Here is a 12,142-nt window from a genome sequence, read left to right as displayed (position 1 = left end):
TCACTGTCGTTGTTGGTAATATTGAAGGTTATGGGAGTTCCTTCGTCTGTTTCTTCACTGTCATCTTCTGCTACTGGGGGTTGGTTAACATTATTGACTGTAACTGTAATATTGGCACTGTTTGATGTTGCCCCTTCGTTGTCTGCTACTGTGTAGGTTATTGGTGTTGTTGTACCTACAAAACCTGCAACTGGAGTGAAGGTGACGTTGCCACTATCATCTACTGTGTAGGTTCCTTCTCCTGTTACTGTTCGTGTTGTTTCTCTGTCTGTTGTGCTTGGGTCTAGGTCTACTGTGCTTGGGTCTATTGTGCTGTCACTGCCACTGTCGTTTTCGGTGATATTGAATGTTACTGGTGTATCTTCGTTTGTTTCTGCTGTGTCATCGTTGGCTGCTGGATCATTTATCCTCACACTAATATTAGCTTCGTTGGAAGTTGCCCCTTCGTTGTCTGCTACTGTGTAGATTATTGGTGTTGTTGTACCTACGAAGTTGGCTTCTGGGGTGAAGGTTACGTTGCCACTATCGTCTACTGTGTAAGTTCCTTCTCCTGCTACTGTTCGTGTTGTGTCTCTTTCTGTTGTGCTCGGGTCTAGGTCTACTGTTGTTAGGTCTAGTGTTCCGTCACTGTCACTGTCGTTGTTGGTGATGTTGAATGTTACTGCTGTGTCAGGGGGGGTGACAATGCTATCATCTACTGCTACTGGCGGTTCGTTGACTGGAGTAATATTTATTGTGGTTGTTGCTGTGTTGCTATTGTCATCACCATCGTTGACTACTACTGTCACGCTACGAGCTGTGGTGTTGGGATTTGTTGAGGTATTATTGTATTCTATTTGAGCTATGGCTGTCTGATAGTCCGCTAGTGTGGCACTTCCTGTTAGTGTTATTGTTCCTGTTGCTTGGTCATAGCTACTTGCTGTTATTCCTGTTGGTAGTGTGCCATTGACTGATAAGCTTTCTACTGTATCTGTGTCTGGTCGGTTGGTTAATACGATTGTGGCTGACTCTATGTTGGTGTCGTCTACGTCTGTGATGACTACATCAGTGTCTCCTATGGCTACTGGAGTTCCTTCTGTGAAGGTTGTTGTGTAGTTGTTCTCTGTCGCTCCACTGCTGTCGTCTCCGTCTAAATCTAATGTGGGAGGACTGTTGGTTGCAGTAAGATTAATTGTGGTTGTTGCTGTGTTGCTGTTGCTATCCCCATCGTTGACTACTACTGTCACGCTACGAGCTGTGGTGTTGGGATTTGTTGAGGTATTATTGTATTCTATTTGAGCTATGGCTGTCTGATAGTCCGCTAGTGTGGCACTTCCTGTTAGTGTTATTGTTCCTGTTGCTTGGTCATAGCTACTTGCTGTTATTCCTGTTGGTAGTGTGCCATTGACTGATAAGCTTTCTACTGTATCTGTGTCTGGTCGGTTGGTTAATACGATTGTGGCTGACTCTATGTTGGTGTCGTCTACGTCTGTGATGACTACATCAGTGTCTCCTATGGCTACTGGAGTTCCTTCTGTGAAGGTTGTTGTGTAGTTGTTCTCTGTCGCTCCACTGCTGTCGTCTCCGTCTAAATCTAATGTGGGAGGACTGTTGGTTGCAGTAAGATTAATTGTGGTTGTTGCTGTGTTGCTGTCGCTATCCCCATCGTTGACTACTACTGTTACACTGCGAGCTGTGGTGTTGGGATTTGTTGAGGTATTATTGTATTCTATTTGGGCTATTGCCGTCTGATAGTTGGCTAGTGTGGCACTTCCTGTTAGTGTTATTGTTCCTGTGGCTTGGTCATAACTACTTGCTGTTATTCCTGTTGGTACTGTGCCATTTACTGATAAGCTTTCTACTGTATCTCCGTCTGGTCGGTTGGTTAATGTTATTGTGGCTGATTCTATGTTGGTGTCGTCTACGTCTGTGATGACTACATCAGTGTCTCCTATGGCTACTGGAGTTCCTTCTGTGAAGGTTGTTGTGTAGTTGTTCTCTGTCGCTCCACTGCTGTCGTCTCCGTCTAAGTCTAATGTGGGGGGGTCGTTGATTGGATTAATTGTTATGTCTGTGCTACCGGATACTGTTTCTGTACCGTCACTAACATTATAGGTAAAGTCTCCGGGGTCGTCTGTTCCGTTGTAGTCTGCAGGGGCGTCATAGAGTAGTCCTGTCAGTTCTTCTGATGTTAATGTATCTCCGTTGTTGACTACTGTACCGTCTGCTTTGGTGACTTGACCTAATGTGGGCAGTCCGGTGACTGTGATGGTTAGGGTGTCTCCATCTGCGTCCGTGGGAGCTGTTAGTCCTAATCCTGTGTCTTGACTGGCTTCGTCTACGGTAATAGCACTGCTATTGACTACTGGAGGAACATTTGCTTCAATATTAACAGTAATAGAACCAGTCCCTTCTAATGCTCCTCCTATACCTTGGTCATCATCTGCTGTATTACCATCATTAATAGTGTAATCAATGGTTACTGCTTCTGTGCTAGTACCTGTATTACTATAAGTTATCTGTTGTAATGCTTGATTAACTAAAGCTGTAGTAGCATTACCATTAAATGATAGTATTAATGTTCCACCACTATTAGTCGTAACTGTACCAATAACCGTACCACCTACTGTTAGGTCTGCACCTTCTGTTAAGTCTCCTGATGTACTACTAAATACATCTTCACTATTTGCTCCACCATTTCTGGCCAAGGTTAAGGTAGCACCGTTGTAGTTATCTCTCTCATCTAATTCTGGGTCAGTAATTGTGGCATCACTGTCTAGAACAACTGCCTCACCACCTACAGCATAAGTGGGAGTATCATCTAGGTTGACAAAAGCAGGAGCATCATTAGCAGGAATGACATCAATTGTTACGGTAGATGTATTTCCTCCTTCACTTCTGGAGTCAAATATCTGAATATCTATTTCTCTTGGAGTCGTGTCTGGAGTATCATCAGTATTATTAAATGTAACAGCTTTAAGAGCATTTTCAAAATCTACTGTTGTTGTAGTAAGATTTCCATCATCTACCAAAGTAATAGAATCATCAGATTCAAAAACAACATCAATATTAGGAGGTAAGGCATTTTCGTCCACCTGTAATACATCTGTATCTTGAGGATTATCCAGGGTAATATTAGCCCTACTTATAAAACCTTGAACAGTATCATTGTCATTCTCTCTTACACCAAGAAAATCTGAGATCGAGACACTCTCTGCAACTACTATATTTACAGGTGTTGTATCTTCGGTAAAAGTAGTTTGGTGATCAAAAAGATCATTACTATCAGGAATTCTTTCAAGATTAGGGTCAAAATTAGGATCGACAAACCAGACATTTGTTGGGTCTGGTTGCCGCGGATCTGACATTCCATCGTTACGATTTGTTGGATCATCTACTGTGTTAATTAATTCAGCTGTCGGGTTAGTAGTAGTGTAATCATTGATCCGGTACAACTCTCCTGTGTTATTTCGGCTAAGGAACAGATTCCGCTCTTTGTCAGTCCAAGCAGCACCATAAGCATTGCCTTCTGGCAAATCAACTGCTTGACTTGCAGTAATAGTCCCTCCAAATGGATCTATAGTATAGATATTGCCATTGCTGTCAGCTCCGTAGAATTTTCGTCCCTCATCGTTATCATTATCGTTGTAGATTATATCTACAACATTCAATAAGCTAGGTCCGCTAAGATTAAAAGGAGTTTGATCTCCAGTTTCAAGATTGATTCTGGTTAGTTGTGTATTACCTGTCCTTACCCATAAATTATTGTCATCGTCTACATCCCCTGAGTTTAATTGAACTGTTCCTGTTACAGTAATAGATAGGTTATCGACTGTTCCATCAGAATGAATACGAATAACATCTCCTGAATCCTCTAGCGCTCCATTTACACCTTCAATTCCATAAATAAAATTGTCTTGCCTATTAAATCCTGCTGCATTATATCCAGGAGCGTAAGTCTCCCCTACAGCAATATAGCTAAGTGTCTTGGGGTTGAATACATTGAGCTGACCTGCAATAACTTGGAAAAAATAAGGCTGATCTTCAAAAGGATCGAGAATATGCTCCCATTGATTTTTAATCCGATCGCTGAATGGTAAACTAACTTCTATCTCACCTTTTGTAACTTCTAAATCCCAGTTTCCACCCAAAGCAGAACTACCCGTTGCTTTACCAGAAGCTGCAATATTTGCTCCTGTAAGTTTGTGCAACTTTTCTAAAAATTCTGCACCTGCATCCCCAGAAGCTAGATTACAACCATATAATAATATATTAGTAACAGGCCAACTTTTTAATGCTGCGGAGTAATTATTGTTAATGTTATTAATATTTAACTGACTATTACCTAGATATAAGCACCCTGGAGAACCATGAGAAATTATATGTATAGATGATATTTGAGAATATTGGTTTATAACTTTGGTTATCTGTTGAACACCATCATCATTTGGTTCAATAATAAATACTTTTGTTCCTGATGAAACTTCTGTGACGAAATCTTGATAGTTATCTACATGAGAGTCTATGAAAACTATCTCTTTTACTGTTTTTTTTGCAGTAGAGCTATCCAATGATTCAATAATTTTTTGGTTAGATGCCATGAGAATTTTGTTAGATACCATGATAATAATTTTAATATTCCTGATTAGTAAAATTTATTACTACTCAGTTATCTTCTAAAAAAATGATTTTTTTTAATCTATTTTTATTTTAATATAATGTGTATTAAATTCATAATCTCTTAGAGATTGTTTGTAAAGGAAATATAAAAAGGAGATAGGGAACAGGGAACAGGGAACAGGGAACAGGGAACAGGGAATAGGGAATAGGGAATAGGGAATAAGGAGGAAGAAATCAAGACAAATATTTGTCGCTTAAAAATCTAGGAATATATGTACTGAATACTTCTCTACCTACCAAATTTCAATCTCTTGAAGTATTACCGCTTTTAGATTTTAGTCACTCGCATGTTCTCTTAATACTTATTTTACAAACAGTCTCTTACTTTAGAACTCACACTTTTTGAGTTTAGAACAAAGTTTTGCTGAAGTCAAGCTATACAAAGAAAAATTTACGAATCTATTTTTTTGTCACATGACTTTTGCATACAACCTGATGACAGATGAAATGAATCCCAAGCTCTCCGCTCCACAAGACAAAATTTTCAAATTTTTCTATCTGGCACTTTTGAAAAAAATGTGGTAAAATACTTCAAAATTATTATTTAGCAGGAGTTTTACAAGCACAGTTATTTATTGCTGGTGCTGGAATAAAGTTTTCGTTAGGTTCTCTCTTTTGCATTTGGTGAATTTTTGGATTTTTTTAAGAGGAAAAATTAACATACGATTTGGATCTAGTTGAGCGCGATGCTCGTTAATTTCTGTATAGAGAAGTTCATCTAGTTTTTGAAGTAGGCGCTGATATTGACCCCAAGGACTCCAAGCACCCCAATCCTTCTGCAACCAAGGAAAGAATAATAAACTAGCTCGAAGCGGAGAAGCTGTAAGTTCTAGCCAATCTACCAACATTGACTTGATTTGTGATAACCTAGGACTATCATATAAACCAAACACAGCTTGTAGTATTACCTGCATCGTAATTTCTTGCATCATTTGACGAGCAATGAATTTTTTCCCCACTGTTAAATTGCTGGCTGCTTGCTTGGTGATGTCACAGATTAATTCACCATAGTTCCGCATTTTGTCGCCATGAAAAGGAGGCATTAATAATTTACGTTATCTTTTGTCAATACTTCCTGTAGGTCTTTTGGGTTGTTTACTACCACTAATTTTTTACCAGAAAAAGTTACTATGTTGACATCCTCCCCGGCCTAAAGGCACGGGGATTCCTACCGAGCCGTAGCTCCTCGGCGGGTTGACGTCTCATTGGCTGCTGCACCCACCCCTCTTGCTCCCCTCCCGGGAGGGGATGGGGGTGGGTTACGCTTGCCTCCACGTCCGTTTAGTGTCTCGGACTGCCCGCCCGCGACTAATATATTTATTGCTGCGTTGGTATCGCGATCGTGTTTGGCACCACAGTTAAGGCATTCCCACTCTCGCACTTGAAGGTCTAGTTTGCCTCCACGAAAACCACAACAACTGCATTTTTGGCTGGTTGGCTCCCAACGATTAATTACTCTGAAATCACGACCATATTTTTCTGCTTTACCTTCTAGGAATATTCTGAAGGTTCTCCAGCCTAAATGATTTCATGTTAGTTAGCGGTCAATTTTTGGACTATTGAGTGGCCGAAGTTAACAGTAAGCAAGTATTTTACTCTACTGTTAACTTGATATAGCTCAACAACATATCATACAAGTGCAACGGATGGAGATTTATTTTCTACCTGCTTGCGCTCGCCTTTCATCAACATTTTTACTCCACCAGCAGGTCCTAAAGTTATTCCTCGACGTTGAGGTTTCACTGGTCGATTTTCTGCTAATTCCATCTCAAAATTAGATAATAAGGTTGCCAATACCAACCGCATCTCAAAATTTGCTAATGCCATTCCCAAACAACGACGACTGCCACCTCCAAAAGGCAAATACTCATAAGGAGAAAACTGCTTCTCTAAAAATCGCTCTGGCTTAAACTTTTTTGGTTCTGGATATAGATCTTCGCGATGATGAGTCAAATAAATAGAACCCTGAATTATTGTACCTGCTTCCAAGTCATAACTCTCCAACTCAACAGGTTGTTTTGTCCGACGAGGAAATGTTAAAATTGCCACCGGATATATTCGTAAGGTTTCCTGGCAAACTGCTGTGAGATAGGGTAAACGGAAAATTGTCATGGGATCGGCATCTATTTCCAGAGTTTGCAACTCTTCCATTAATTTCTGATATACTTGTGGTTGTTTGTGCACCCAATAAACTGCCCAAGCTAGAGCTGTTGCAGTAGTTTCGTGACCTGCAACTAACATGGTCATCAGCTCATCCCGAATTTCTTGGTCTGTCATACCTTGACCTTCTTCATCTCGTGCTAATAGCATTAAAGTCAGGATATCAGTACGATTCGGATCTAGTTGAGAGCGACGAGTAGCAATTTCTGTATATAGGAGTTCATTAAGTTTTTGTTGTTGACGCTGATACTTACCCCAAGGACTCCAAGGACCTAAATCCTTTTGCAACCAGGGAAAAAATAATAAACTAGCTCGAAGTGGAGAGGCTGTGAGTTCAAGAAAATCTCCCAACATTGACTTAATTTGTGATAAGCGGGGGCTATCATATAGACCAAACACAGCTTGGAGTATCACCTGTATCGTAATTTCTTGCATCAGTTTACGGGCAATAAATGTTTGACTCACTGTTAAGTTGCTGGCTGCTTCTTTGGTGATATTACAGATTAATTCACCATAGTTCCGCATTCTGTCCCCATGAAAGGGTGGCATTAATAATTTGCGTTCTCGGCGGTGGCGATCGCCTTCTAAGGACAACATTGAGTATTCTCCAAATATTGGTTGTAAAATTTTAGTACCAGGAGCTTCATACTTATTATTATCCTTTGTCAATATCTCCTGCAAAGCTTGTGGACTGGTGACACATACAACTTCACCTGCAGAAGTTATCATTGTAAAAATATCTCCATACTTCTTGGCATAGGATTCAAGAGTATTGAGTGGAGCGACAACCAATTGCAGTCTCCGAAAGAAGGGTAGTGTATTCGAGCCTTTGATTGATTTCATGTTAATTAATGGTGAGTTTTGGAATTTTTTAAGAACGAAAATTAACAGTAGTTTAGGTTTGTTATTCTTAGGACTTACGCAGTACAAGGTATTTTCGTCATTGCGACCGACAGGGAAGCAATCTCAAATCCTAGTTTTCCGTACTTCATGCGTAAGTTCTGATTCTATTGTTAACTTCCCACAGTTTAACACAATTTTATACAACTGCAACGGAAGGAGATTTCTTTTCTACCTGCTTGCGTTCCCCTTTCATCAACATTTTTACTCCAGTTGAAGTCCCTAAAGTAAATCCTCTACGTTGGGGTTTCACAGGTCGATTATCTGCCAATTCCATCTCAAAATTAGACAGCAATGTTGCCAATACTAAACGCATCTCAAAATTTGCTAGTGCTGTACCAATACAGCGACGTTGACCTCCTCCAAACGGCAAATATTGATAGGGAGAAAACTGCCTCTCTAAAAATCGCTCTGGCTTAAACTTTTTCGGTTCTGGATATAAATCTTCCCGGTGGTGAGTCAAATAAATAGAACCATGAAGCATTGTACCAGCTTCCAATTGATAACCATTTAACTCCACAGTTTTTTTTGTTTGACGTAGGAATGTCAACATTACCGGGGGGTATATACGCAAAGTTTCCTGGCAAACTGCTGTTAGATAGGGTAAACGAAAAATTTTCATTGGATCGGTATCTGCTTCTACAGTTGCCAATTCCTGCATTAGCTTTTGATATACTTCTGGCTGCCTGTGGACCCAATAAATTGCCCAAGTCAAAGCTGTTGCAGTGGTTTCGTGACCAGAAAATAACAGTGTCAGCAACTCATCCCGAATTTCCTGGTCTGTCATACCTTGACCTTCTTCATCCTGCGCCAATAGCATGAGAGTTAGGATATCAGTACAATTTGGGTCTAGTTGAGCGCGACGAGTAGCAATTTCTGCATAGAGGAGTCGATCGAGTTTTTGTAGTTGGCGCTGATATTTACCCCAAGGACTCCATGGACCTAAATCCTTTTGCAACCCTGGAAAGAGTAGTAAACTTGCTCTTAATGGGTTTGCTGTGATCCCAATCCAATCTGCCAACATTAACCTGATTTCTAATAACTGGGGGCTATCATATAGACCAAAGATAATCTCGAGTAAGACTTGCATCGTAATTTCTTCCATCAATTTACGGGCAATAAATATTTTACCCACCATTAACTTACTCGCTGCTTCCTTGGTGATGTTACGGATCAACTCTCCATAGTTACGCATTCTATCGCCATGAAAGGGTGGCATTAGTAGTTTGCGTTCTCGACGGAGGCGATCGCCTGACAAGGCAAATATTGAGTGTTCTCCAAACACTGACTTGAGAATTTTCTGGCCAGGAACCTCATACTCATTTCCATTATCTTTTGTCAATACTTCCTCTAAGTCTTTTGGGTTGCTTACTATCACTGTTTTACCTGCAACACCTGCTGTAGTATAAATATCTCCATATTTCTCAGTTCTTGACTCAAGAGTATTGAGTGGATTGAGAAGCGATTGTAGTCTCTGAAAGAGAGCTGGTGTTTTTGGTCCGGGGATTGATTTCATGTTAATTAATGGTAAGTTTTGGGATTTTTCAGAGGGACAATTAACAGTAGTTTGGGTTTGTTATTCTACTGTTAACTTCCTACAGTTTAACAATACTTTATACAGTTGTTACAGAAGGGGATTTTTTTTCTGCCGGTATACGTTTACCTTTCATAACCATTTTCACACCACCCGCAGGAGCTAAAGTTACACCCCGACGTACTGCTTTTACTGGTTGTTTCTGTGCCAATGCTAAATTATAGTGTCTAAGAATAGTTGCTAATACCAGTTTCATTTCAAACATGGCAAATGCTGCTCCTATGCAACGTCGGTTACTACCGCCAAAAGGTAAAAATTCGTAAGCGGAGTATTGACGTTCTAAAAATCGTTCTGGTTTAAATTTCTTTGGTTCAGGATACAAATCTTTTCGGTGATGAGTTAGATAAACACAGGGACTTAAAGCAGTTCCCTCTGGATATGTTCGATCCATTATCGTTATTGGTAGTTTTGCTATTCGTGAAAATGCAATTATTGCCACTGGATAAATACGCAGGGTTTCACAGCAAACTGCATTTAGATATGGCAGTTTCATAATTGCCATTGGGTCTGGGTTATCCCCAAGGTCTTCCAGTTCTTCCAATAGCTTGTGATAAATTTCTGGTTGACGATGAATCCAGTAAAACGACCACGCTAAGGCGGTTGCAGTAGTTTCATGTCCAGCAAATAGCAATGTCATCAATTCATCCCGCAATTCTAGATCGCTCATGGGTTGTCCTTCTTCATCCCGTGCTAACAACAGCATGGTCAAAATGTCAGAACGTTTGGGATCTAGTTGTTGACGACGTTCAGAAATTTCTGCGTACAGCAACTCATCAACTTCTTGCCGTTGTCTAATAAATCTACCCCAAGGACTCCAAGCACCCAAGTCTATTTGGAGAGGCTTGAAAAATAGCATACTTGATTTCCAGGGAGAACCCAACGACTCTAGAGCTTCACTCAAAATTTGCTCTATTTTATGGTATCTATCTCCTTCATATAAACCAAAAACTGCCTGTAATATTACCTTCAAAGATATATCTTGGGTTGATTTTCTCATAGAAAATGGTTGCCCCACTTCCCACTTACTAGCTACTTGCCCAGCAATATTACAAATTAACTCACCATAAGCTTGCATCCTTTCCCCATGAAAAGGTGGCATCAATAGTTGACGTTGACGTTGGTGAGGAGTACCGTCTAGCAAAGCCAGGGATAAATCTCCTAACAATGGTAGCAACACCTGATTTCCCACACCACAGTCGAACTGTTTTGGGTTAGTCTTGAAAATTTCCTCAATAGCCTTGGGATGGCTGATAAGTACCATTGGGTAATTCAATTTTATTTGAAATGCGTCGCCGTATTGCTTGGCACATTTTTCCATAAATGTCAAGGGTTCGGCCACCCACTGGAGAAGTTGAATCCAACGTGGAGATTTTGGACCAGGCAGTTGTGTCATTGTCATATTCTTAATTGAGTTATCTTTTGGATTTTTTGATTATTGGACTTGTCACTTTATAACTTAAAAAAATCTGGCAATTCCTGTTGTTCTATAAGGATTTTAGCTATTAATTAAAACTGCATATAATTACTGCTGTGTATTTATTTGAGCGATGTTTTTCTCTATTATACATCTCCAGAAAAGAGGGAACAGGGAACACTTAACTGGGAACACTTAACCCACCCCTAACCCCTCCGGTGGAGGGGAGTAATTGATAATTTTATGGATAATAATTAATTTTATTTTTGATTTTTGGAGATGTCTATTTAGGGAAAACTCTAAATATTTACACAATTGTAAAGAATATTTACATAATTTGCTTGACATAGGAAACTTCAGAAAATTACTATTGCACCGTAGGCTTTTTTGTAAGATATTGAATTTGGAGAAAACCACATGAAAACTTTACTCAAAGTTTTTCAAACTCTGGTAATTGCTCTGGTAATATCGGTAACTCTATTGGCAAATCCTTGGATGGCATCCCCAGCAGCAGCTCAGTGTTATACATCCGATGCACCTCCTCCTCTGCGGGAATCTGGCTTCGTGGATCGGGTAAATGTCCAGGATCTGGATGAGGCCACGTATTTTTATGGTAAAATCCTTGGTCTGTCATGCAATCCAACATTTTACCAGCCTCCATTTTGGGCAGAATTTTATTCGGAAGAAGATCCAAGTACAAGTATAGGACTTTCTGCCAATCCCTACCAACCATTTGAACCAAGGACGGTTGGGACACAGATTGTGCCTGACATTGCTGAAGCTTGTCGAAACCTTAAGGACAGGGGAATTCCTATTGAGGAAAGTGGATATGCTGGCAGTGGTGTATGCTTGGCTTTCTTCAGGGACTTTGATGGAAATGAGTTAGGTTATCGTCAAGAGAAATGGTTAGGTTCCGATCCAGAGAAAGAATGTGTTTATATCACTGAAACAGAATGTTATCTTGGATTCTAGATGAATTTTCAAATATTCAATATTACAGCTAAAAATCTCTTAGCCTTGCATTGTAGAGTTTTTTTCAATTTTATTCATTTGGAAAGTTATAATTAGGCTAGTAGTTTTCCTCTAGTTCCAGAGATATATTTCGTGGGCTAGAGCAAAACTATTGGCAAATATTTTTTTATCACTAATTTATCACTACCTGAAACAGAAACATATCACCGCATTTTTACATAAATGTCAAGGAATTAGTCACCTAGAGTTGGCTTGAATCAAAGGTAAAACTTTCTAAGCTAATAATTGTATCATAGTCTTATGCCTACTTTGATCTAGTTATATCAGGACTTACACATCCAGCACAAAAGTATTGGCTTGAGATTACTTCGCTGTCGCTCGTAATGACAGAAATATCTTGTTTTGCGTAAGTCCTATATATCTTAAAGTTTTCTCATTATTTT

At 39.8% G+C, this 12,142-nt stretch carries 7 protein-coding genes; 1 reads left to right on the top strand and 6 read right to left on the bottom strand.

Features of this window, described 5'->3' with window-relative positions; translation table 11 throughout:
• The 6 genes from ACP6PM_RS19395 to ACP6PM_RS19370 form a co-directional block, all read right to left on the bottom strand.
• Positions 1-4,601, bottom strand: a 4,601-nt coding sequence (locus ACP6PM_RS19395; protein WP_426587488.1) for a DUF4347 domain-containing protein, incomplete at its 3' end; no start/stop codon positions are given.
• A gap of 630 nt (positions 4,602-5,231) precedes the next feature.
• Positions 5,232-5,702 (bottom strand): cytochrome P450, encoded by a 471-nt coding sequence (locus ACP6PM_RS19390; RefSeq protein ID WP_426587486.1) that lies wholly within the window; start codon positions 5,700-5,702, stop codon positions 5,232-5,234.
• A 125-nt stretch (positions 5,703-5,827) separates the two neighbouring features.
• On the bottom strand, positions 5,828-6,160 hold the full coding sequence (locus tag ACP6PM_RS19385; protein ID WP_426587549.1) for a zinc ribbon domain-containing protein: 333 nt from the start codon (positions 6,158-6,160) through the stop codon (positions 5,828-5,830).
• A gap of 128 nt (positions 6,161-6,288) precedes the next feature.
• On the bottom strand, positions 6,289-7,662 hold the full coding sequence (locus ACP6PM_RS19380; RefSeq protein WP_426587483.1) for a cytochrome P450: 1,374 nt from the start codon (positions 7,660-7,662) through the stop codon (positions 6,289-6,291).
• Positions 7,663-7,858: 196 nt separating this feature from the next.
• The gene (locus ACP6PM_RS19375) at positions 7,859-9,235 is read right to left on the bottom strand and encodes a cytochrome P450 (RefSeq protein WP_426587481.1); all 1,377 of its coding nucleotides are present in this window, start codon (positions 9,233-9,235) and stop codon (positions 7,859-7,861) included.
• A 97-nt stretch (positions 9,236-9,332) separates the two neighbouring features.
• Positions 9,333-10,706 carry a cytochrome P450 gene (locus ACP6PM_RS19370; RefSeq protein ID WP_426587479.1) on the bottom strand — a complete coding sequence of 458 codons (1,374 nt, stop codon included), beginning with the start codon at positions 10,704-10,706 and terminating at the stop codon, positions 9,333-9,335.
• 438 nt (positions 10,707-11,144) lie between these two features.
• Between ACP6PM_RS19370 and ACP6PM_RS19365 the strand changes: the two genes are divergently transcribed.
• On the top strand, positions 11,145-11,699 hold the full coding sequence (locus ACP6PM_RS19365; protein ID WP_426587477.1) for a VOC family protein: 555 nt from the start codon (positions 11,145-11,147) through the stop codon (positions 11,697-11,699).
• Positions 11,700-12,142: the final 443 nt, after the last annotated feature.

Source organism: Dapis brunnea BLCC-M229, from assembly GCF_050015995.1.
In the GTDB taxonomy this organism is placed as follows: Bacteria; Cyanobacteriota; Cyanobacteriia; order Cyanobacteriales; family Microcoleaceae; genus Trichodesmium.
The sequence above is the reverse complement of the archived record's forward strand: the minus strand, read 5'-3'. Positions and strand labels throughout refer to the sequence as shown.